At 68.6% G+C, this 21,817-nt stretch carries 18 protein-coding genes; 9 read left to right on the top strand and 9 right to left on the bottom strand.

What is annotated here, in order from left to right; genetic code table 11:
• Positions 1-12: 12 nt before the first annotated feature.
• The 6 genes from AC06E9_RS17020 to AC06E9_RS16995 form a co-directional block, all read right to left on the bottom strand.
• Complete coding sequence (locus tag AC06E9_RS17020) at positions 13-408, bottom strand: hypothetical protein (RefSeq protein ID WP_088435243.1); 396 nt, start codon at positions 406-408, stop codon at positions 13-15.
• Positions 409-493: 85 nt separating this feature from the next.
• Positions 494-2,551, bottom strand: coding sequence for an FUSC family protein (locus tag AC06E9_RS17015; protein WP_478056491.1), 2,058 nt, complete (start codon positions 2,549-2,551; stop codon positions 494-496).
• Positions 2,552-2,554: 3 nt separating this feature from the next.
• Entirely contained in the window at positions 2,555-4,012 is a 1,458-nt protein-coding gene (locus tag AC06E9_RS17010) for an efflux transporter outer membrane subunit (RefSeq protein WP_282260669.1), read from the bottom strand.
• Complete coding sequence (locus AC06E9_RS17005; RefSeq protein WP_478056490.1) at positions 4,009-4,917, bottom strand: efflux RND transporter periplasmic adaptor subunit; 909 nt, start codon at positions 4,915-4,917, stop codon at positions 4,009-4,011. The genes AC06E9_RS17010 and AC06E9_RS17005 overlap by 4 nt, the downstream gene beginning before the upstream one ends.
• A complete protein-coding gene (locus AC06E9_RS17000) occupies positions 4,914-5,123 on the bottom strand; it encodes a DUF1656 domain-containing protein (protein WP_019183984.1) in 210 nt (69 codons plus the stop codon). The genes AC06E9_RS17005 and AC06E9_RS17000 overlap by 4 nt, the downstream gene beginning before the upstream one ends.
• Before the next feature lie 83 nt (positions 5,124-5,206).
• On the bottom strand, positions 5,207-5,662 hold the full coding sequence (locus AC06E9_RS16995; protein ID WP_121043644.1) for a MarR family winged helix-turn-helix transcriptional regulator: 456 nt from the start codon (positions 5,660-5,662) through the stop codon (positions 5,207-5,209).
• 159 nt (positions 5,663-5,821) lie between these two features.
• Between AC06E9_RS16995 and folE the strand changes: the two genes are divergently transcribed.
• From folE to AC06E9_RS16975, 4 genes are all read left to right on the top strand, one after another.
• Complete coding sequence (folE, locus tag AC06E9_RS16990) at positions 5,822-6,424, top strand: GTP cyclohydrolase I FolE (protein ID WP_019183982.1); 603 nt, start codon at positions 5,822-5,824, stop codon at positions 6,422-6,424.
• A 127-nt stretch (positions 6,425-6,551) separates the two neighbouring features.
• Positions 6,552-8,021, top strand: a complete 1,470-nt coding sequence (locus AC06E9_RS16985) for a DUF3375 domain-containing protein (protein WP_282260681.1) — start codon at positions 6,552-6,554, stop codon at positions 8,019-8,021.
• A complete protein-coding gene (locus tag AC06E9_RS16980) occupies positions 8,008-8,709 on the top strand; it encodes a DUF4194 domain-containing protein (protein ID WP_282260683.1) in 702 nt (233 codons plus the stop codon). Before AC06E9_RS16985 ends, AC06E9_RS16980 begins: the two co-directional genes overlap by 14 nt.
• Before the next feature lie 46 nt (positions 8,710-8,755).
• On the top strand, positions 8,756-12,388 hold the full coding sequence (locus tag AC06E9_RS16975; protein WP_282260688.1) for an ATP-binding protein: 3,633 nt from the start codon (positions 8,756-8,758) through the stop codon (positions 12,386-12,388).
• Positions 12,389-12,425: 37 nt separating this feature from the next.
• Here the strand turns inward: AC06E9_RS16975 and AC06E9_RS16970 are convergent, their stop codons facing one another.
• Positions 12,426-13,202 (bottom strand): sulfite exporter TauE/SafE family protein, encoded by a 777-nt coding sequence (locus AC06E9_RS16970; protein WP_121044016.1) that lies wholly within the window; start codon positions 13,200-13,202, stop codon positions 12,426-12,428.
• A gap of 62 nt (positions 13,203-13,264) precedes the next feature.
• On the opposite strand from AC06E9_RS16970, the gene AC06E9_RS16965 reads away from it, so the two are divergent.
• Positions 13,265-13,660, top strand: coding sequence for a YchJ family metal-binding protein (locus AC06E9_RS16965; RefSeq protein ID WP_282260690.1), 396 nt, complete (start codon positions 13,265-13,267; stop codon positions 13,658-13,660).
• Here AC06E9_RS16965 and AC06E9_RS16960 read toward each other — a convergent pair.
• On the bottom strand, positions 13,639-14,946 hold the full coding sequence (locus AC06E9_RS16960) for a GGDEF domain-containing protein (protein WP_478056489.1): 1,308 nt from the start codon (positions 14,944-14,946) through the stop codon (positions 13,639-13,641). The two genes, AC06E9_RS16965 and AC06E9_RS16960, sit on opposite strands and share 22 nt — an antisense overlap.
• Before the next feature lie 171 nt (positions 14,947-15,117).
• On the opposite strand from AC06E9_RS16960, the gene egtB reads away from it, so the two are divergent.
• The 4 genes from egtB to AC06E9_RS16940 are packed head-to-tail and all read left to right on the top strand — an operon-like array spanning position 15,118 to position 20,170.
• Entirely contained in the window at positions 15,118-16,404 is a 1,287-nt protein-coding gene (egtB, locus tag AC06E9_RS16955) for an ergothioneine biosynthesis protein EgtB (protein WP_478056488.1), read from the top strand.
• The gene (gene egtD, locus AC06E9_RS16950; RefSeq protein WP_121043622.1) at positions 16,401-17,375 is read left to right on the top strand and encodes an L-histidine N(alpha)-methyltransferase; all 975 of its coding nucleotides are present in this window, start codon (positions 16,401-16,403) and stop codon (positions 17,373-17,375) included. The genes egtB and egtD overlap by 4 nt, the downstream gene beginning before the upstream one ends.
• A 54-nt stretch (positions 17,376-17,429) precedes the next feature.
• Positions 17,430-19,598, top strand: coding sequence for a lytic murein transglycosylase (locus AC06E9_RS16945; protein ID WP_478056487.1), 2,169 nt, complete (start codon positions 17,430-17,432; stop codon positions 19,596-19,598).
• On the top strand, positions 19,595-20,170 hold the full coding sequence (locus AC06E9_RS16940; protein WP_121043616.1) for a DUF2628 domain-containing protein: 576 nt from the start codon (positions 19,595-19,597) through the stop codon (positions 20,168-20,170). The genes AC06E9_RS16945 and AC06E9_RS16940 overlap by 4 nt, the downstream gene beginning before the upstream one ends.
• Positions 20,171-20,174: 4 nt before the next feature.
• On the opposite strand, the gene AC06E9_RS16935 is transcribed toward AC06E9_RS16940, so the two are convergent.
• A complete protein-coding gene (locus AC06E9_RS16935) occupies positions 20,175-21,365 on the bottom strand; it encodes a benzoate/H(+) symporter BenE family transporter (RefSeq protein WP_121043613.1) in 1,191 nt (396 codons plus the stop codon).
• Positions 21,366-21,817 lie beyond the last annotated feature (452 nt).

The raw sequence follows: 21,817 nt of genomic DNA, 5'->3' as shown, positions 1-21,817 counted from the left end.
CCGTTGCCGGTCTTACTCCGGAATCACCACGGTGCCATCGGGGAACACGATGGCGCCGTCACCGCTGACATCGAAGAAGCCCAACTGGTGGGTGTTGGCCAGCACCTGCACCAGGCCGTGCGCGTTCTCGGCCACCTCGTCATCGAACGAGGCATAGACCACGTGCTGGCCGATGCTGTAGTCGGTCACTTCCGGGCGGTCATCTTCCTCATCGGACAGCGGGCCGTCCATCGGCGGGTAATGCTCGGCGAGCGCAGCGAAGAACGCCTGAAGCGCCGGCACCGACACCTTGGGGTCGTCGTAGTCGTGCGTCTCGTTCCATTCGGTCTGCGCGTCGTACCACTGCAGGAAGGCCTCGGCCTCGCGCGGGGCGACGGCGGGGTCGAACACCATCAGGTCGTAACTCATCGGAAATCACCTTGATTCATGCGCAAATGCATGCGTCAGGATAGCCCTGATCGGTGTGGGCCGGCCGGTCTGCGGCCAGGCCGGTTCAGCGCGGCGCGGGCAGGCCGGGTGCCGCTGCGGGGGTCTCGGCAGGGGTATCGACCACCGGCGCGTCGGGGAACAGGGCATAGCGCAGCCCGATCAGGCCCATCAGCGCCTCATCGCGGGCCTTGCCGGCCGCCACGGTCTGCACGCGCTTGAGCGAGGCCTCCAGCCGGGCCTGCAGCCCGGTGGGGGCGGGCACCGGCCGGCGCTGCGCGGCCTGGGCGCGGTAATGCCGGGCGGTATCGTCCAGGATCGCGTCGATCGCGGCCACGCTGGCCGGCGGCAGGCCGTGCCGTGAGCGGCGCAGCTGCAGGATGTTCAGGCCGATCCGCGCCTCGGTGAGCATGTCCACCGAGGCGATATCGCTGCCTTCCGGCGTCGCCGCCAGCCGCGGTGCCAGCAGGCCGAGCAGATCGAGCATGCGTGCGGCGAACTGCTGGCGGTCCTGCTGGCCACGGCCCTCGGCTGCATCGGCCAGCGTGTTCCAGCCCTGGCGTACGAGCCGGCGTGCGGTCCACTCGGCACCCACCGAGCGGAACAGCCGCGTCATCACCACCGCAAAGCCGATCCCGATGAACATCGCCACGGCAGAATTGATGAAGCTCTGGATGTTGGCGCTGTAGGTGTTCTGCACGTTCAACAGCGCGACCAGATTCACCGTGAGCGGCAGACCGATCAATGCGGTCTTGGGCCGATGCAGCAGCAGGCCCAGCGGCAGGAAGATCACCGCCAGCACCAGCACCAGGCTGCCGAAGTCGTGCACGGCCGGGAAGATCCCGAACAGGTACACGCCGGCCACCAGGCTGGCCACGATCGCCCAGAGCAGGAAGGACAGCATGCTTGGCGCCGGATCATCCTGCGCGGCGAAGAATGCGGCAGCCACCGCGGCCATCATCGCGCCGTTGCCGCCGCCCTCCCAGCCGAGCCCGATCCACAGCACGCAGTACGTCATCAGGGCGACGCCGGCACTGGCGGCCGAGAACAGCGCCATGCCGTAGTCCACGTGGCGCACGTGGTCCACGCGCTGGGTGCGCACGCGGTAGTGCGCGGTATCGCTCGGCGCGGTGCCGGCATCGATGGCGGCATGCAGGGTGGTGCAGTCCTGCCAGAGGTCCACCAGTTCTTCCAGGCGCAGCAGCAGGGTGACCAGCAGCAGGTGATCCAGCTCGCCGTCCACCGCCGGCTTGAGCGCGACGATGCGGGCGCGCAGTGTGGCGTACGTGCTGGCGCTGGAGCGGCCGGGCTGCTCCAGCCACTGCGCCAGATCGGCGATCAGCGTCTCCAGCCTAGGCGGCAGCGCACGGCCACCCGCGCGCAGCGCCCCCAGCCGGTCGGCGATCGAGGAGAGCACCGGCAACATCAGCAGCATGCGCTCGCGCAGTCGCTCCATCGAGACCGCCGCACCGGCATGGCGCGGGTCGTCGCGACGCATGAATTCGATCAGCGCCTCGAACTGGACCAGATCGGCGGCCAGCCGGTTGCGCGGGCCATGCGCGTGGCCGCGCGTCAGGATCTGCCGGCACCAGTCGGCGGCATCGCCCATCCAGTTGCCGATCCGCGCGCGCAGCATCGGCCGCACCGAGGCGGGGAAGAACAGTGAGGCAAACAGCACCGCCACCACCGTGCCGAGGATGATCTCCTCGCTGCGCGCCACTACGGCGTCGAAGATGGTGTCCGGCGAGGTCACCGCCGGGAAGCCGATGAAGGCGGTGGTGTACCCGGCCAGCAGGAACGCGTAGCCGCGCGGGCCACGGTTGAGCAGGGCGATGAACAGACACCCCGACAGCCACAGCGACATCGCCGCGCTCAGCAGCAGCGGCGTTTCCACCAGGTGCGGCAGCATCCACAGTGTCGCCGCACCGGCGATCAGCGTGCCGAGGATGCGGTAGGCGCCCTTGGCACGGGTCGGGCCCAGCATCGGCTGGGTCACGATGTAGACCGTGGCCATCGCCCAGTACGGCCGCGAAAGATTGCCGGCCAGGCCGATGTACAGCGCCGCGATCGCCGCCAGGAAGGTTTTGACCGAGAACAACCAGGCCTGTCTGTCCAGCAGCAGCATGGCTTACCTCGCGGCCGTGCCGGTGGCGACGGCGTCGGCATTCCAGCCGCCGCCGAGCACCAGGAACAGCTGGATCTGGTCGCGCGAGACCTGCGCCTGCGCGTCCGCCAGGGTCGCATCGGCGCTGGCCAGGCTGCGGTCGGCATCCAGGCTGGCCAAGTAGGGCGTGCGCCCGCCCTGATAGAGGCGGCGGTTCTGGCTGGCAGCCAGATCGGCCTGCTGCTGTGCCTGCTGCAGGAACTGCAGCCGCTGCAGATCCTGGGCATAGCGGCTCAGCGCGGTCTGGGTTTCGCGCAGGGCCTGCAGCACGCTGTGATCGAACTCGGCCAGCGCGGCATCGGCACCGGCCTCGGTGGCGTGGATGCGCGCATGCGTGCCGGAAGAGGGCAGCGTCCAGGAAATCAGCGGGCCGATCGACCATTGCTGGGTCAACGGCGTACCGAAGTCTTCCAGTAGGCCGGCCGCACCGACCGAGGCGCCCAGGCGGATGTCCGGGTAGAGCTCGGCGGTGGCCACGCCGATCCGCGCGGTGGCGGCGGCCAGCTTGCGCTCGGCCTGGCGGATGTCTGGGCGGCGTTGCAGCAGCGCGCGGCCATCGCCGATCGGCAGGGCCTGGGCCAGGGTCGGGGCCTGGCTGCAGTCGCTCACGCCCTCGGGCAGCTGGCCTGGCGTTCGGCCGAGCAGGGCGGCCAGCTGGTATTCGGAGGCCTGGCGGTGTGCACGCAACGGCGGCAGCGCGGCCTGCAGCATCGCGACCTGGGCATTGGCGCGGGCCAGCTCCGGCGGCGTACCGCGGCCGGCCGTGATCAAGCGCTGGGTGACCTCGCGGCTGCGCTGCTGCAGCTGCAGCGAGTGCTCGGCCACGTGCAGCTCATGGTTGGCGTGGCAGATGTCGGCGTAGCTGCCGGCCACCTGCGCGACCAGCGACACGCGCGCCAGGTCCATCGCGGCGGCGGTGGCCTGCTCGTCGGCATGCGCGGCCTCGGAGGCGCGCTTGAGCTTGCCGAACAGATCGAACTGATAGGACACCGCGAATTTGCCGTCGGCCAGGTTGATCGGCGGCAGTTCGTGCTCAAGCAGGAACGATTCGGCCGAGAGCTGCGCGCGGCTGACTCCGGCCTCGGCCTCGTACTCGAACCCACCCGCATCCAGCGCCTGCTCGTACACGGCGGCGGCGCGGCGCAGGTTGGCATCGGCCACCTTCAGTTCCACGTTGTCGCGCAGCGCCTGCTGCACCAGCGCGTTTAGGGTGTCGTCCTGGTACAGCTCCCACCAGCGTGCGGGCAGCGCGGCGCCAGCGGCGACCTGCGGGTTGCCGGTGTCCAGGAAGGCGGCGTTCGCCTCCGGCCGCTGGAAGGCGGACCCGGCCGGCACCGCGTAGTCCGGGCCGACGGTGCGGCACGCGGCCAGCGTGGTCAGTGCCACCCCCAGGGCGATGCGGTGAAGCGCCGGGCGGTTCACAGCGCCGTCCGTGCCGGTTGCGCTGGCGTGGCCTGCGCGGTGTCCGGCTGGATGGTGACGGTGGCGGTACGCCCTGCGATCAGGTTCACGCCGGCCGGCACGCGGTCGATATGGATGCGCACCGGGATGCGCTGGGCCAGCCGCACCCAGTCGAAGGCAGGCGTCACGTTCGGCAGCAGGCTGCTGCCTTCGCTGCGGTAACGGTCTTCGATGCCGGCGGCGATGCTCTGCACGTGGCCCTGCAGCGGCTGCGCTTCGCCCATCAGGCGGATGTCGACCTTCTGCCCGGCATGCACGCCCTGCAGGCGGGTTTCTTCGAAGTAGCCGTCCACGCGGAACGAGCCGGTATCGAGCACGGCCATCACCGGGCGCCCGGCGGTCACGTAGTCGCCCGCGCGCACGGTGCGGTCGTTGAGGTGGCCATCGCTGGGGCTGCGCACTTCGGTACGCGCCAGGTTGAGCTTGGCCAGATCGACGGCGGCCTGCGCGGTGGCCATCGAGGCCTGCGCGGCGAGCAGCTTGGCGCGGCGCACTTCGGCATCCTCGGCGGCGACCAGATCCTGCAGGCTGCGGTCGCGCGCGATCTCGCGGCGCAGCTGGTCCAGCGTGGCGCGGCGTTCGCCCAAGGCGGCCTGGGCCTGCTCCAGCGCTATCTCATAGCGTGCCCGGTCCACCACGAACAGCACCTCACCGCGCTTGACCGGCTGGTTGTCGGCCACCTTCACCGCCTCCACCAGCCCGGACACGTCCGGCGCGACCTGCACCCCGTCGGCGCTGACATGCGCATCACGCGTCCACGGCTCATCCATGTAATAGGCCCACAGGTGGCGCAGCACCAGCACGGCGGCCAGTACGGCCACGGCGGTCAATACGACCGGGAATGTCTGCTTGAGGATCTTGTTCACGATTGCATCCAACGCATCAGGGAAAACAACCCGCCGAGCACGATCACGTACACGGCCAGGTTGAACAGGGCGGGGTGCCAGATGTGGCGGTAGGCGCCGGTGCGCTGCAGGACCACGCGCAACCCGCTCTTGAGCAGGTAGGCAAGCAGCATCAACCCGAGCAGGGTCGGGACGAACACACCATAGAGACTGAATTCACCGTACATCGAGGCAAAGGATTCACAGGGGAGCGGAAAGGGGATCGCCCGGCGTCGAGGGACGACACCGGGCGGTACAACGGGGAACAGGCTTACGTCACGCGGTCGGCCGCATCGGCCAGCAGCTGCCACAGCTTCAGGACGGTGCGCAGTTCATCCAGGGTCAACTCGCCGAACACATCCTGGCGCAGGCCGATCAGCTGGGTTTCCAGCTCGCTGACCAGGGCCTCGCCCTTGTCGGTCAGCCACAGCAGGTTGGCGCGGCGGTCGCTGGCGTCGCATTCGCGGCGGACCAGGTCGCTGGCGGCCAGCTTGTCCAGCAGGCGCACCAGCGAGGGCCCTTCCATGCCCAGCTGGTGGGCCAGCGCCACCTGGCGGATCCCTCCCCCGGCGCGCCCGATCATCAGCAGCGGCATGGTGCAGGCAGCGGAAATGCCGTAGCTGCCCAGGGCCTGGTCGGCCAGGCGCTGCCACTGCCGCCCTGCATAGAGCAGGCCGGAACTGAGCTGCATCTGCAGCTGGGTACGTTCGTCAAGGGATCGGTTCATTAGAATAGATAGGATACTACTAATTCGTCTCCTATCAATACCCGTGGCACAACCGCGGCCCAATGAATGCCTTTCCGAGCGCGGCCCGGGCGCCCCAGCGCAGGACGCCCGAGGGGTCTGTCGGGTACGATGCTCGCCCCCCTTCGGGTGCTGTATGTAATGAGCAAGCAAGACAACGACGCCAACCCCGTCACCCAGGCCGAGGCCGAATCGGCGGTGCGCACCCTGCTGCGCTGGGCCGGTGAAGATCCGACCCGTGAAGGCCTGCTGGATACCCCGCGCCGCGTTGCCGAAGCCTATGGCGACTGGTTCAGCGGCTACCGCGACGACCCGCGCGCCTACATGGAGCGGACCTTCGAGGAAGTGGCCGGCTACGACGAACTGATCGTGCTGCGCGACATCGAGTACGAAAGCCACTGCGAACACCACATGGCGCCGATCATCGGCCGCGTGCACGTCGGCTATCTGCCGGCCGGCAAGGTGGTGGGCATCAGCAAGCTGGCCCGCGTGGTCGAGGCGTACGCGCGCCGCTTCCAAGTCCAGGAAAAGATGACCGCGCAGATCGCCCAGTGCATCCAGGACGTGCTGCAGCCGGTCGGCGTGGGTGTGGTGGTGGAAGGTGCGCACGAGTGCATGACCACCCGCGGCATCCACAAGCGGGGCGTCAGCATGGTCACCTCGAAGATGCTGGGCAGCTTCCGCGAGGACGCGCGCACCCGCGCCGAGTTCCTGCGTTTCATCGAAGTGGGCGGCAAGCGCTGATTCCCCGCGCTGTCGCGCGCGGCCGGCAGGCGCTGGGCTTCGGCCCGGCCCTGCGGGTGCGTGCGCGTCCCGTTTCCCTCCCGGCCGCCGCGACCCGCGCGGCCCGTCTTCCTGTCCCCGGTCTCGAATGAAACATCGCGAGCGCATTACCCGTTACCGCCACCTGCGCGAACAGTCGCAGTGGAAGCTGCTGGCGGCCGATCACGCGCCGGAGATCATCGGCCTGCTGCAGAGCCTGCTGATGCAGGACGAGCGCACCCTGTCCACTGCGGTGCTGCACGAACGCCTGCAGCGCGCGCTGGATGATCTCAAGGCCGATGAGCTCTCGCGCGACCTGCCTCGCACCGCACAGGCCTACATCGCGCACTGGCTGGCCCAGGGCTGGCTGGAACGTCGCCTGCCCGAAGGCGCCGACCAGGAACAGTACGAACTGTCCACCCAGGCCGCGCAGGCGATCCGCTTCGCCGACAGCCTGGAGCAGGCGCGCGCTGCCGCCACCGAGAGCCGGCTGGCGCTGGTGATCGAGCAGCTCTCGCAGCTGGCCGCGCTGACCGAATCCAACCCGGATGCGCGCCTGTCCGCGCTGCGCGACGAGCGCGACCGCATCGATGCCGAGATCGCCCGTGTCAGCGGCGGCAAGGTCTCCTCGCTGGACGGCAAGCGCGCGCTGGAGCGGACCCGCCAGATCATCGGCCTGGCCGACGAGCTGACCGAAGATTTCCGCCGCGTGCGCGACGACTTCGAACGCCTCAACCGTGAATTCCGCGAACGCATCATCGATGATGAGGGCGAGCGCGGTGACGTCCTGTCCAAGCTGTTCGAAGGCGTGGACGTGATCGGCGACAGCGACGCCGGGCGCAGCTTCGAGGCGTTCTGGCGCCTGCTCAATGATGCCGAACAGAGCGCCCAGCTCGATGCCGCGCTGGAGACCGTGCTCGCGCGTGGTTTCGCGCGCAAGCTGGATCGCAACGAGCGCACCTTCCTGCGTGGCTTCACCACCACCATGCTTGAGCGCGGTGGCCAGGTCCACGACGTGCTGCAGCACTTCGCGCGCAGCCTGCGCGGCTTCGTGCAGAGCCGTGGCTACCTGGAACAGCGCCGCCTCAACCAGCTGCTCAAGCAGGCCCAGGGTGAGGCGCTGGGCCTGCGCGACCACATCCCGGCGCAGCGCGGCATCGGCCGCGACCTGCAGCTCACCACCAGCCGGCTGCGCTCGCTCTCGCAATGGAAGCTGCACGATCCGCGCCAGGCGCAGGTGGATGGCAGCGTGCAGCGCAACGACACCGCCGCGATCTCGCTGGAGAGTGTCGGCGACCTGGTGGCTGCCTCTGAAATCGACTTCCGCACCCTGCGCCGCGATCTGCACGAGCTGCTCGGCGAGCAGCCGCGGCTGTCGATCGCGCAGGTGCTTGAACACCGCGAGGCCCCGCAGGGCCTCGGCAGCATCATCGGTTACCTCTCGCTCGGCACCCGCCACGGCGAGGTCGCCACCGATCAACAGGAGATCGCGCAATGGCGCGGCGGCGATGGCCAATGGCGTCGCGCCCGCATTCCGCTGATCTGGTTCACCCAGGAGAAACGCCATGAGCTGGCATGAACAATCCACCGACACCCCGATCGACGGCGGCGCAGACGAGCAAGACGACGAGCCGGTCGTGGTGACGCCCGTCCTGCGGCGTAACAATGACGTCTTCTACATGGGCGACACCGGCCGGCTGCCGCTCGATGGCCGCCGCGCGCTGTGCCAGCTGCTGATCGGCCCGAGCATCGACCAGCTGCGCCACGCCAAGCTGTGGCCGGCGCTGATCCGCAGCGAAGCGGCGATCCGCTCGGCGCTCTCGGACCTGTTCCTGGAACTGGTGCTGGACCGCGAGAGCGGCGTGGCCTTCACCCGCCAGGCCGATACCGAAGATATCGATGCACCGGTGCTGCTGCGTACCTCGCCGCTGACCTTCATCGATTCGGTGCTGCTGCTGCACCTGCGCCAGCAGTTGGCCGAAGCCGATGCGCGCGGCGTGCGCGCGGTGGTCGAGGATGCCGAACTGGCCGAAGCACTGGCCGTGTACGAGCGCCACCTGTCCACCGACCGTGCCGGCTTCAACCGCCGCGTCGCCAGTGCCGTGCAGAAGATGAAGGACAACCACATCCTCACCCGCCTCGGCGGCGACGATGCGCGTCATGAAGTCTCGCCGGCATTGAAACTGATGTTCTCCGCCGAAGATGTCGCCGCCCTGGCCCAGGTGTACCGCCGCCTGCGCGAAGCGCCGGCCGACCTCGACGCCTGAGCGCGCGCCCGCGCGCCGCTGCCCTGCCTGGATTGCTAGCCCTGCCATGACCGTCCACATTCCCGCACCCGCTCTGTTCCCCGGCGACCAGCCCGACCCGCGCGCGCAGCAGTTCCGCATGCGCCGCCTGCAGGTCCACAACTGGGGCACCTTCTCCGGCCTGACCGAAGTGCCGATCGCCGAACGCGGCTTCCTGTTCGTCGGCCGCTCCGGCTCGGGCAAGTCGACCCTGCTCGATGCGATGTCCGCGCTGCTGGTACCGCCGGCCCTGGTCGACTTCAATGCCGCCGCGCGCGAAGCCGAACGCAGTGGCCGCGACCGCAACCTGGTCTCCTACGTGCGTGGCGCCTGGGCCGACCAGCAGGACAGCGGCACCGGCGAAATCGCCACCCAGTACCTGCGTAAAGGCGCTACCTGGACCGCGCTGGTACTGGAATACCGCAGCAATGACGGCCGCATTGTCAGCCTGGTGCGCCTGTTCTGGATCGCCGGCAACGGCGCGGCGGCGGCCGATGTGCGCAAGCACTACATGGTGGCCGAGCGCAGTTTCGACATCGCGCGCGACCTCGGCGGCTTCGACCTGGACCTGCGCAAGCTCAAGCAGCGCCTGGGCGATGTGCATCACTTCGACAGCTTCGCCAGCTACGCCGAACGGTTCCGCCACGTGCTCGGGATCGAGAACGAGATGGCGCTGCGCCTGCTGCACAAGACGCAGTCGGCGAAGAACCTCGGCGATCTGAACGTGTTCCTGCGCGACTTCATGCTCGATGCACCGCGCACCTTCGATGCCGCCGAGCGGCTGGTCGATGATTTCGCCGAACTAGATGGCGCCCATCAGGCCGTGGTCACCGCGCGCCGCCAGGTCGAAACCCTGCTGCCCGCACGCGGCCACTACGCCGATCTGCAGGCACTGCGCCGCCAGCGCGAAGACCTGGATGAGATGAAGCTGGGCATCGACGGCGTGCGCGAGCAGCGTCGCCTGGCCCTGCTCGAGGCGCGCCTGCTGGAACTGGATACCCGTGACCGCGGGCTGTCCGGCGAAGAAGGCCAGCGCCGCAGCGCGCTGGACAACCATGAAAGCCACCTCGCCGAACTGGAAGCGCAGCGGCGCCAGCAGGGCGGCGAGCGCATCGAAGAGCTTGAGCGCGAGCAGGGCCGTGTCGCCCAGGAGCGCGACCGCCGCCTGGCCAAGCGCAGCCAGGCCAACCACGCTAGCCGCGAACTGGGGGAAACCCTGGCCGAGACCGCGCACGGGTTTGCCGAGCAGCTCGCCCGCGCCCAGGCCCGCCTGGACGATGGCCAGCGCGCTGCGGCCGAGCTGGATGAAGCCATTGCCGAGCGCATGGGCGGCAAGCGCGACGACGAACGCCGCTTCGCCGAGGTGCGTTCGGAACTGGAGGCGCTCAAGCGCACCCCGTCCAGCATCCCTGCACCCATGCAGCAGCTGCGCGCACGCCTGAGCAGCGATACCGGCATTCCCGAGGCGGCACTGCCGTTCGTCGGCGAACTGCTGCAGGTCCGCGACGAAGACGCCGCATGGCAGGGCGCCATCGAGCGCGTGCTGCACGGCTTCGCGCAATCGCTGCTGGTCGATGAGCGCCACCACGCCCAGGTCTCGGAGTGGATCAACCAGACCCACCTGGGTACCCGCCTGGTCTACTACCGCGTACGCCGCAACGACGATGCGCTGCAGGGCCGCGAGCCGGGCGCACGTTCGCTGCTGCACAAGCTGGTGCTGCGCGAGCACGGCTATGCCGGCTGGCTGCGCCGCGAGCTGGGCAAGCGCTTCGACTACGAATGCGTGGATGCACGCCATCTGCGCGATACCGACCGCGGCATCACCAAGGAAGGCCAGGTCAAACACCCGGGCGAGCGCTTCGAGAAGGACGATCGCCACAACATCAGCGACCGCCGCCGGTGGCTGCTGGGCTTCAACAACCGCGACAAGCTGGACCTGTACGAGCGCGAAGCGATCGAACTGGCCCAGCGCATCGCCGCCTGCGACAGCGACGTGGCCGGCCTGCGCGCGCAGCGCGAACAGGACGGCAAGGCCCGACTGGCCTGCCATCAACTGTGCACGCTGGGCTGGGACGAGATCGATGTGGCCGCACCGCTGCAGCGCCTGGACGACATCGCCCAGGCCCTGCACGACCTGCGCGAAGGCAATGCCGATCTGCGCAAGCTGGGCGAACAGATCGAGAAGACCCGGGCTGATGTGGCCCAGGCCAAACGCACCTATGAAGACGTGCGCGTGGAGCGCGGCCAGCTTGGCCGTGAACACGAACGCCTGGAACGCCTGCACGAGCAGTGCGCGCCGCTGGCCAAGCGCGTGGTCACGCCCCTGCAGCAACAGGGCCTGGACGAACGCCTGAAAGTGCTCGGCGTGCTCAGCCTGGAGAACCTGGAAGCCCACTTCCGGCAGATCAGCAACACGCTCAACGAACAGCTCGGCGGTTCCCAGGCAGAACACAACCGCCTGGAGAACCTGCTGCTCGGCTGCTTCCGCCGCTACTGCCAGGCCTGGCCCGAAGACAGCGGCGACTTCACCGTCAGCCTGTCCAGTGCCGAGGATTTCCTGGCCCGCCTGCAACGGCTGGAGAACGATGGCCTGCCGCAGCACGAGGCACGCTTCTTCGATCTGCTGCAGAGCCAGAGCAAGAACAACCTGCTGGCCCTGCAGCGGCACACGGCCGAGGCGCGCAAGTCGATCGCCCAGCGCCTGGACGAGGTCAATGCCTCGCTGGAGCAGGTGCCGTTCAACCGCGGCACCCTGCTGACCATCGAACTCACCGATCGCCGCCTGCCTGAAGTGCTGGAGTTCCACCAGCGCCTGCGCGACGTGCTGTCCCAACAGCAGACCGACCAGCGCGAACTGGCCGAAGCACAGTTCGCGGTCCTGCGTGAGCTGGTCGCCAAGCTCGGCTCGCAGGAAGGCGAGGACAAGCGCTGGCGCGAGCTGGTGCTGGACGTGCGCCTGCATGTGGAATTCGTCGGCGTCGAGCTCGACGCCGCCACCCGCCAACAGGTGGAGATCTACCGCAGCGGTGCGGGCAAGTCCGGCGGCCAGCGCCAGAAGCTGGCCACCACCTGCCTGGCGGCCGCGCTGCGCTACCAGCTCGGTGGCGCCGACGGCCAGCTGCCCAGCTACGCGGCGGTGGTGCTGGATGAAGCCTTCGACAAGGCCGACAACGAATTCACCGCGCTGGCGATGAACATCTTCGACAACTTCGGGTTCCAGATGGTCGTGGCCACCCCGCTGAAGTCGGTGATGACGCTGGAGCCGTTCATCGGCGGTGCCTGCTTCGTGGAGATCAGCGGTCGCCACGACTCCGGCGTGCTGCTGATCGAGTACGACGACGAAGGCAAGCGCCTGAAGCTGCCCGAGCGTGCCCGCGCCGGCGAGACGACGGCGGCACCGGCACCGGCACCGGCCGTGATCGCCGCGCCTGCCGTGGTGGATGCCCCCGAGGTGATGGCCAACGAGGTGATGGCTGCCTCGGTCGACGAGGACGCCCACGTCGAGGCCGAGGTCGAGGGCGTGGACGCACCGGCAGCCGTGCCGGCATCCCGCGCGAAGAAGGCTGCGCCCCAGGTACCGGCGAAGAAAGCGGCAAAGAAGACGGCCACCAAGGCCGTACCCAAGGCGGCCGCAAAGAAGCCGGCCAAGCCCAGGCGCTGAGCAACCAACGGGTCAGCCCCAGGGCTGGCCCGTCCGGCTAACCGCCGAAGGTATCCCAGCCCATCCGGGCGATCAGCACCACCACCAGGCCGACGAACAGCTTGCGGATGAAGGGCGTGCCACCGCGCAGCGCCATCCGCGTGCCGACCACCGAGCCGATGATGTTGGCCGCGGCCATCGGCAGCGCGAACAGCCACAGGATGTTGCCGGTCGGCACGAAGAAGGAGATCGCCGCCACGTTGGTCGCCAGGTTCACCACCTTGGAGGCGGCAGACGCCCGCAGGAAGTCCAACCCGAAGAAGCGCACGAACAGGAAGATCAGGAAGCTGCCGGTGCCGGGCCCGAAGAAGCCGTCATAGAACCCGATCACCGCACCGATCGCCAACGCGGTGACCAGCTCCTTGCGGCCGATCTCGCGCGGGCGGTGCAGGGCACCGAAGTCCTTCTTCCACAGCGTGTAGCCGAGCATCGCCACCAGCAGCACGAGCACCAGCGGGCGCACCGCATCCTTGGGCAGCAGGCTGACCGCCGTGGCCCCGGCGAAGGAGAACACGAAGGCCGTGCCGGCCGCGAACAATACCGGCCGCCACGGGAAGCGCACATTGCGCGCGTAGCGGAACGCGGCGGCGGCCGTGCCGAACATCGAGCTGAACTTGTTGGTGCCGAACAGCATCGCCGGCGTGTGCTGCGGCAGGACCGTGAACAACCCGGGCAACTGCACCAGCCCACCGCCGCCGACGGCGGCATCCACCAGGCCGGCGATGAAGGCGATCGCCACCAACCACAACAGTTCAGGGGGAACCAGCTCAAGCACGGCGGCACATCGCGGCAGAAGGCGCGCCAGCATACGCCCGGTCATCGCGCGACAATACCCCCATGACCACCGCCCTCTCCGATCCCTGTCCCTGCGGCCACCCACTGGCCTACACCGCCTGCTGCGGCCTCTACCACGCCGGCACACCCGCGCCGGATGCCGAAGCGCTGATGCGCTCGCGCTACAGCGCCTACGTGCGCCACCTGGCCGCGTACCTGCTGGCCAGCTGGCACCCGTCCACGCGCCCGGCCGAGCTGTCGCTGGACGAAGCACCCGGCCAGCGCACCCAGTGGCTGGGGCTGACGATCCACGCACATACCCGCTCAGATGCCGACCACGCCCAGGTCCGCTTCACCGCGCGCTACAAGGTCGGCGGCGGCAGTGCGGTGAAAATGCTCGAACACAGCCGCTTCGTCCGCGAAGACGGCCGCTGGTTCTATCTCGACGCGTTGCCCTGAGCCAGCGCGGTGGCGCGCACCGGCACGGTGCCCTGCTGCCCAAGCGCACGCACACAGTTGCGGCCGGCGTCCTTGGCTGCATACAGGGCCTGGTCGGCGGCCTTGAGCACTGCCTGCGGGCTGTCGGCGACCCGGCTGTCGGCCACGCCGATGCTCACCGTCACCTGCACCACCTCGCCACTGCCACCGCGTCCACGCTGCAGCTGCCCCACCGCATCGTCGCGGCTGCGCGCGGCCCGGTCACGCAGATGCATGCGGACGCCTTCGATCCTGGCGCGGATTTCCTCCACCGACGCCACGCAGGCCGGGGCAGGGCGATCCAGGAACACCAGCGCGAACTCTTCGCCGCCGTAGCGGAATGCGCGGCCACCGCCCCCGATCTCGGACAGGCGCGCGGCCACCAGCTTGAGCACGTCATCGCCGGCATCGTGGCCGTGGGTATCGTTGAAGCGCTTGAAGTGATCCACGTCCACCATGGCGATGGTGTAGGTGGCCCCGACCCGCTGCAGGCATTCATTGAACGCGCGGCGGCCGGGCAATCCGGTGAGTTCATCGCGGAAGGCCATGTGGAAGGCTTCCTGCAGCATCGCCGAGATGACCAGCAACAGCGCCATGCAGCTGACGGCGGGCAGCAGGGCCGGTGAGACGAACACCCGTGGCAGCATCCACCACAGGCAGAGCAGGGCGATCAGCAGGGCGGTGTGCAGCGGCCGGGGCTGGCGCCAGGCCTGTACCGCCAGCGCGGCCGTCGTCACCGCGAACAACAGCGCAGGCAGCTGGGCCAGCGCATTCCAGCCACTCGGCAGCCACGGCAGGTGGCGGTCCGACAACAAGGCATGCATGCCGACCGGGCCTTGTGCGGCCATCAGCAGGAAAATGCCGAGGGCCGTCCCGCTGACCACGCCACGCAGCAACAGGTCCTGGCGCAGCCGTCCGCGTTCGGGCCACAGCCCATGCAGCAGGAACAGCAGTGGCAGCCACCACGACACCGCGTGGAAGATCAGTGGGGTCAGCGCCGAAACAACGCCATCGCGCAGGAACGTGCCGACCACACCATGCAGCAGGGCGAACGCCGAGGCGATGGCCAGCATCAGGCACAGCGCCCGGACGCGGTTGTAGATCAGCGCCAGGCCGACACCCAGGCAGGCCAGCACCATCGGCAGCAGGCGATGCACCGAACTGCCGGCTTCCGCCGCGGGGGTGGCGGCCCACAATCCCAGCGCCACCAGTACTGCAGGCAGCACGAACAGATAGTGACTGGGCTGGCGTAGCAGATGCGTCCGCAAGAAGGGGTCCACGTGGTGGCCGGCGCGCCGTGGCTGCAGCGTGCAAACCGGACTACACAGGCGATGGGTCTTCCCCGGTAGCGGCCTGCGCGTATTCAACTTGAGCAATGTCACCGAATCGATGCGGTGCCATGACGTGGCACTCACCCCGGCTGGTCGATCCTCACCGCAATGAATACCGCCGTCGCTGCCGCACTACCGCACACTGCCGCCCCGCCATCGCCGCTGGCCGTCCGCTACGCCACCGTGCGTGCACGCACGCTCGCGCTGGCCGCACCGCTCAGTGCCGAAGATGCCATGGTCCAGAGCATGCCCGACGCCAGCCCGGCGAAATGGCACCTGGCCCATACCACGTGGTTCTTCGAGCGCTTCGTGCTGGCGACGCGCCCCGGCTACGCGCCGATCGATGCGGACTGGCACTACCTGTTCAACAGCTACTACCAGAGCATTGGCCCGGCCCATGCACGCCCACAGCGCGGCCTGCTCTCGCGCCCGACGCTGGACGAGGTGCTGCACTTCCGCGCGGAGATCGATCAGCGCGTGCTCGCCGCACTGCAGGCCGGCAATCTGAGCGAGCAGGCCCAGCATCAGCTTCTGCTCGGCCTGCACCATGAGCAGCAGCACCAGGAACTGCTGCTGACCGATATCAAGCACGCGTTCTGGTCCAACCCGCTGCAGCCGGCCTATCGCGCGGATCTTGTCGCGGCGCCGGCCCGTGCGCTGCCGCTGCGGTGGCTCAGCAGTCCCGAACAGATCGTGGAGATCGGCGCGCCGGTCTGGCCCACCCGCCCCACGTTCGCCTATGACAACGAATCGCCGGTCCACCGCGCCTTGGTGCCCGCGCATGCGCTGGCCAACCGCCCGGTCAGCAATGAGGAGTACCGCCAGTTCGTGCAGGCCGGTGGTTACCGCGAGCCGCGCTGGTGGATGAGCGAAGGCTGGACGCTGTGCCAGGAACAGCAGTGGCAGCACCCGCTGTACTGGGATGACGCGCTGGCGCGCGAGTTCACCCTCGGCGGCTGGCGTGCGCTCGACCCCCACGCACCGGTCTGTCATCTCAGCTATTTCGAAGCCGACGCCTACGCGCGTTGGTGCGACGCCCGCCTGCCCACGGAGTTCGAGTGGGAAGCGGCGACGGCCGGCCGCGCCCTGCGTGGTCGCTTTGCCGACGCCGATGCGCTGCACCCGGGCGGCGCGGAGGAGGAGGGCGACATCGTCCAGCTGTTCGGCGATGTCTGGGAATGGACCAGCAGCGCCTATGGGCCGTATCCAGGCTTCCGCACCTTCCCGGGCAACCTCGGCGAGTACAACGGCAAATTCATGTGCGGGCAGTGGGTGCTGCGCGGGGGCAGCTGCGCCACCCCGGCAGATCACCTGCGCGCCAGCTACCGCAATTTCTTCGCGCCGTCGGCCCGGTGGCAGTTCGCCGGCCTGCGCCTGGCCCGGGACGCCGCATGAGTTCGGTCCGTGATGCACTCCAAGCGCTGACCGATCTGCAGCCGGATAGGGACCAGATCACCGCCGACATCCTGCGTGGCCTGTCCTCCACACCGCGGCAGCTGCCCTCCAAGTACTTCTACGATGCGCAGGGCTCGGCGCTGTTCGAGCAGATCACCCAGCAGCCGGAGTACTACCCGACCCGCACCGAGCTGCAGCTGCTGCAGGACTGCGCGCGTGACATTGCCAAGGTGGTCGGCCCACGGCTGCATGTGGTCGAGCTCGGCAGTGGCAGCGGGCGCAAGACCGAACTGCTGCTGCATGCGCTGCGGGACCCGGTCGCCTACACCCCGATCGAAATCTCCCGCGCTGCGTTGCTGGACAGCATCACCCGGCTCGCGCCCTCGCTGCCAGAGATCGAAATGCTGCCGGTCTGCGCGGATTTCACCCAGCCGGTGCAGTTGCCATCGCCGCAGCGCGATCCGGCCCGCCACCTGGTGTTCTTCCCCGGCTCGACCCTGGGCAACTTCGCCCATGACGACGCCATCGCACTGTTGAAGGCGATGCGCCAGACCATGGGCCCGGATGGCATGGCCCTGATCGGCATCGACCTGCACAAGGACGCGGCGCTGATCGAAGCGGCGTACAACGATGCCGCCGGGGTCACCGCCGAGTTCACCCTCAATCTGCTGCGCCGGCTCAACCGCGACATCGGCAGCGATTTCGATCTGGAGGGCTTCCGCCACCGCGCCCGCTACAGCGTGCCGCGCCTGCGCATCGAAACCGAGCTGATCAGCCAGCGCGACCAGCGCGTGCAGCTGGATGGGCAGAGCTTCGATTTCGCCGAAGGCGAAGCGATGACCGTGGAGTACAGCCACAAATACACCGATGCGGTGTTCGCCCGGATGGCCGCGGATGCCGGGCTGCAGGTGACGGCGCACTGGAACGCGACCGATCCCGCCTTCGGCCTGCGCCTGCTGCAGCCGGCCTGACCTGCGCGGCATTGCCGCTATGATGCAGGTCCACTGGCTGCAAGGATTCCGCCAATGCGATGGTCGCCCCTGTTGTTGTCCGGGCTGTGGCTCGGCGTACCCTCGCTCGCGGTCGCCGCGCCGGACGCCTTCTCCACGTGCCTGGTCACCCTCAAGGCCCAGGCCGGCAAGCAGGGCATCCCGGCTGAGCGTTTCGACGTGCTCACCGCCGGGCTGACCCCCGATCCCAGCGTGCTGCCGCTGCTGGATGCGCAGCCGGAGTTCACCACCCCGTTGTGGGACTACCTGGCCGCGCTGGTGGATACCCAGCGCGTCGATGACGGGCGCGCCCGTCTGATCGAGCACCGTGATCTGCTGGCCCGTGTTTCGGCCGAGTACGGCGTCGATCCGGCCACCATCGTCGCGGTCTGGGGCGTAGAGAGCGATTACGGGCGCGTGTTCGGCAAGCGCCCGCTGCTGCAGTCGCTGGCCACGCTCTCCTGCGAAGGCCGCCGCCAGCCCTTTTTCCGCGGTGAACTGCTGGCCCTGATCAAGCTGATCGATGCCGGCGACCTGCGCGCCGAGGGCCTGACCGGCTCGTGGGCCGGCGCCTTCGGCCACACCCAGTTCATGCCGTCTACCTATGCGCGTATCGCGGTGGATGGTGACGGTGATGGTCGTCGCGATCTGGTCGCCTCCATTCCCGATGCGCTGGCCTCCACCGCCAACTATCTGAAGAAGGCCGGCTGGCGCACCGGGCAGCCGTGGGGCATCGAGGTGAAGATCCCGGCCGGCTTCAACACCGCCCAAGCCGGCCGCACCCAGCGCAAGCCATTGGCCGACTGGCGCGCGCTGGGCATCGTGCCGGTTGCCGGCGGAACGCTGGCGCCGGCCGGGCTGCCCGCCGACAGCACTGCCGCATTGCTGCTCCCGACCGGTGCCAAGGGCCCGGCGTGGCTGGTGTTCCGCAACTACGACGCGATCTACGCCTACAACGCCGCCGAGAGCTACGCCCTGGCGATCGCCACCCTCGCCGATCGCATGCGGGGTGGCCCGGGTATCGTCGCCGCCTGGCCAACCGATGATCCTGGCATCGGCCGTACCGAACGCCGAGAGCTGCAGACCCTGTTGCTGGCCCGCGGCCACGACATCGGTACGGCGGACGGCATGATCGGTACCGCCACCCGCCGCGCCATCCAGGCCGAGCAGCAGCGCCTGGGCTGGGCCCCCGCCGATGGCCGTGCCGGCCAGCGCATCCTCACCGCCCTGCGCGGTGCTCCTCCTTCTTCCACACCGACCATGCCCGCATCCACCGTGTTCACCCTGCCGCCCAACCATGCCCAATACGTCCAGTCGCCGGCCGCGCCGCGCGCTGCCCTGCCCAAGGTGCCCGGACTCAGCCTGGCCGACATCCAGGGCTTCCCCGCGTGGAGGGTCGAGACCCCGTTCGCCACCGCTGCGATCAGCGTGTTCGGTGGCCAGCTGCTGTCCTATGTGCCCAAGGGCGGGCAGGACGTGATGTGGCTCTCGCCGAGCGCCCAGCCGCTGCCGACCCCGATCCGTGGCGGCAGCCCCGTGTGCTGGCCGTATTTCGGCCGCCAGGGGCAGGGCAGTGACGTCCCTTCGCATGGCTTCGTCCGCAACGTGCCATGGACCCTGCAGCAGGCCCGTCGCGAGGCCGATGGGACCATGGTGCTGACCCTGGCCCCGCCGGTGCTGGAGAACCTGGATCTGCGCCTGCGCATGGAACTGCGGATCGGCCGCACCCTGGAACAGCGCCTGATCACTGAGAACACCGGCCGCCAGCCGGTCGCCTTCACCCAGGCCCTGCACAACTACTTCCATGTCAGCGATGCGATGCAGGTCAGCGTGGAAGGCCTGGATGGCCTGTCCTACCTGGACAAGTTCGAGAACTACGCGACCCCGCGCCAGCAGCAGGGCGACTGGAGCCTGCGCGACCCGCGCGATCCCGGCCGCAGCGACCGCATCTATACCCAGGCCGGTGGCCGCTATCTGCTCAAGGACCCGGGCCTGAAGCGCCGCATCGAGATCACCACGAGCGGCAGCCGCTCGCTGGTCGCGTGGAACCCGGGCGAGGCGGGCGCCAGCAAGATGGCCGATGTCGGGGCCGGCTGGCGCAACTATGTGTGCCTGGAGGCGGCCAATGCCGGCCCGGATGTGGTGACCCTGGCGCCGGGTGCGCAGCACGTGTTGCAGCAGACGCTGGCGGTTCGCCCGCTATGAGTACGGTTCCGCCCCCGGCCCGGATCGACGAGAGTGCCGGGAATCCTTATCGCGCGCCCAGCACCGCCATGCACGAGGCCATGATCGACGCCCAGATCGATGCGGCCGTGGCGGTGCATGACCGCCATCCGCTGCTGGCGAAGGCGGTGGGCGACAACTTCGCGTTGTATGCCCGTCGCTGGCATCTGGATGACGCCGGTGGCCGCTGGCCGCGCCCGTGGCACTGGCCGGCCGTCCTGTTTGGCTTCCACTGGCTCATGTACCGGCGCATGTACCTGGTGGCATTGGCGGTGCTGATCGCCGATTTCGCCATTGGCATGGCGATGGTCCTGCTGGACCTGGCGGTGGGCGGCGTCGTGTTATCGCTGGGTGTGCAGCTCTCGCTGGGCATCTTCGGCAATGCGCTGTACCGCTGGCATTGCCGCCGCATGGTGGCGCGGGCGCAGGCCCGTTTTACCGGGCAGCCGGAGCGGATCAACGCGGAACTGGTGCGCCGCGGGGGGACCAGCCGGCTCGCGCTGGGTGTGGGCCTGGCGCTGTTCGTCGTGCTGCGGGTAGTTGAAGGCGCGTGACCCGTCAGTGGGCGACCGGGCGCGGTCGCAACGCCACCAGGCAGATGCCGCCGGCCACCAGCCCCCAGAAAGCCGAGCCGATCCCGGCCAGCGACAGGCCCGAGGCGGTGACCAGGAAGGTCACCAGGGCCGCCTCGCGATCGGCCTCCTCACGCAGGGCCATCGCCAGGCTGTTGGCGATGGTGCCGAACAGCGCGATCCCGGCCACGCAGGCCACCAGCTCCTTGGGGAAGGCGGCGAACACGGCCGCCACCGTCGCCCCGAACAGCCCGACCACGATATAGAAGGCGCCCGCGGCTACGGCTGCGGTGTAACGCCGCGCCGGATCCTCGTGTGCTTCGCGCCCCATGCAGATCGCCGCCGTGATTGCGGCCAGATTGAGCCCAAAGGCACCGAAGGGGGCGAGCAGCGTATTGACCACCCCGATCCAGCCGATCACCGGCGATACCGGCGTGTCGTAGCCGGAGGCGCGGATCACCGCCACGCCCGGGATGTTCTGCGAGGCCATGGTCACCACGAACAGGGGCAGAGCGATGCCGAACACCGCCGACCACGACAGCGTTGGCCAGGTGAACACCGGCGTGGCCAGCTCCAGCCGCACGTCCTGCATATGAAGCAGGCCCTGACCGGCCGCCACCATGACACCGACAAGCAGCGTGGCGATCACCGCATAGCGCGGGAACAGCCGTCGCCCGATCAGCCAGGTGGCGAACATCGCCAATGCCATGCCCAGCTGGGTGCCCATCGAGACGAACACATCCAGACCGAAGCGCAGCAGTACGCCAGCAAGCATGCCCGCGGCCAGCGCCATCGGCACACGCTTCATCAACTTCGCGAAGATCCCCGAGAAGCCGGCGAGCATGCCCAGCACCGCGGCAAGGACGAACGCACCGATCGCATCGCTGTAGCCGACCGCGCCCGCACCCACCACGAGCATTGCCGCACCCGGCGTGGACCATGCAGTGACGACCGGCATCCGATAGCGCAGTGACAGACCAATACAGGTCACGCCCATGCCAAGGCCCAACGCCCACATCCACGAGGCGATCTGCGCCTGGTCGGCGCCAACCGCGCGTGCGGCCTGGAACACGATCACCGCCGAACTGGCGAAGCCCACCAATACCGTAATGAAGCCCGCCATCACCGCAGGCAGGGAGAGATCGCGCCACAACGAACGTTTGCCTACCGCGGACATCGCATGCATTCCTGATGACTGGAGATGCATTGTTAGCAAGCCACCGGCAGCACGCGCAACGCGCGTGCTGCCGCGCTTGTTGATGAGCAGCACGTATGGATGACGCGTTGATGAAAAAGATCGACGAAAACGCTTGACGAATTTTCAGAAGTCTTTAGTATTCGCTCCCTCGCTGCGACGCGGTCTTCACCCCGGTGAACACCCACCCGCAGCGACGGCAACAACCTTCGAAAGAAGGTGTTGACGGAAACGAAAAGCCTGACATAATAGGCGGCTCGCAACGACGAAAGCCTCTGAGGCGAACGACGAAGCGGCATCGGCAACAACGGTTCACTTCGGTGAAACGGCCTTGAAAAAAGGTGTTGACGAAGCAGATAAGCCGGTCTATAATGGGCGGCTCGCAACGACGGAAACGTCGGGGCACACGGAAGAAGGCGCTGAGGCCGATTCCC

The organism is Stenotrophomonas sp. Steno-Z10-BAI (assembly GCF_056393115.1).
Note: the sequence above shows the minus strand (reverse complement) of the source record. Positions and strands in the feature narration are given on the sequence as shown.

Excerpts from the sequence above, each read along its gene's own strand:
- AC06E9_RS17020 (WP_088435243.1), bottom strand. The coding sequence starts at position 408 with ATGAGTTACGACCTGATGGTGTTCGACCCCGCCGTCGCCCCGCGCGAG.
- AC06E9_RS17015 (WP_478056491.1), bottom strand. The coding sequence starts at position 2,551 with ATGCTGCTGCTGGACAGACAGGCCTGGTTGTTCTCGGTCAAAACCTTC.
- AC06E9_RS17000 (WP_019183984.1), bottom strand. The coding sequence starts at position 5,123 with ATGTACGGTGAATTCAGTCTCTATGGTGTGTTCGTCCCGACCCTGCTC.
- AC06E9_RS16995 (WP_121043644.1), bottom strand. The coding sequence starts at position 5,662 with ATGAACCGATCCCTTGACGAACGTACCCAGCTGCAGATGCAGCTCAGT.
- folE (WP_019183982.1), top strand. The coding sequence starts at position 5,822 with ATGAGCAAGCAAGACAACGACGCCAACCCCGTCACCCAGGCCGAGGCC.
- AC06E9_RS16985 (WP_282260681.1), top strand. The coding sequence starts at position 6,552 with ATGAAACATCGCGAGCGCATTACCCGTTACCGCCACCTGCGCGAACAG.
- AC06E9_RS16980 (WP_282260683.1), top strand. The coding sequence starts at position 8,008 with ATGAGCTGGCATGAACAATCCACCGACACCCCGATCGACGGCGGCGCA.
- AC06E9_RS16975 (WP_282260688.1), top strand. The coding sequence starts at position 8,756 with ATGACCGTCCACATTCCCGCACCCGCTCTGTTCCCCGGCGACCAGCCC.
- AC06E9_RS16965 (WP_282260690.1), top strand. The coding sequence starts at position 13,265 with ATGACCACCGCCCTCTCCGATCCCTGTCCCTGCGGCCACCCACTGGCC.
- egtB (WP_478056488.1), top strand. The coding sequence starts at position 15,118 with ATGAATACCGCCGTCGCTGCCGCACTACCGCACACTGCCGCCCCGCCA.
- egtD (WP_121043622.1), top strand. The coding sequence starts at position 16,401 with ATGAGTTCGGTCCGTGATGCACTCCAAGCGCTGACCGATCTGCAGCCG.
- AC06E9_RS16945 (WP_478056487.1), top strand. The coding sequence starts at position 17,430 with ATGCGATGGTCGCCCCTGTTGTTGTCCGGGCTGTGGCTCGGCGTACCC.
- AC06E9_RS16940 (WP_121043616.1), top strand. The coding sequence starts at position 19,595 with ATGAGTACGGTTCCGCCCCCGGCCCGGATCGACGAGAGTGCCGGGAAT.
- AC06E9_RS16935 (WP_121043613.1), bottom strand. The coding sequence starts at position 21,365 with ATGTCCGCGGTAGGCAAACGTTCGTTGTGGCGCGATCTCTCCCTGCCT.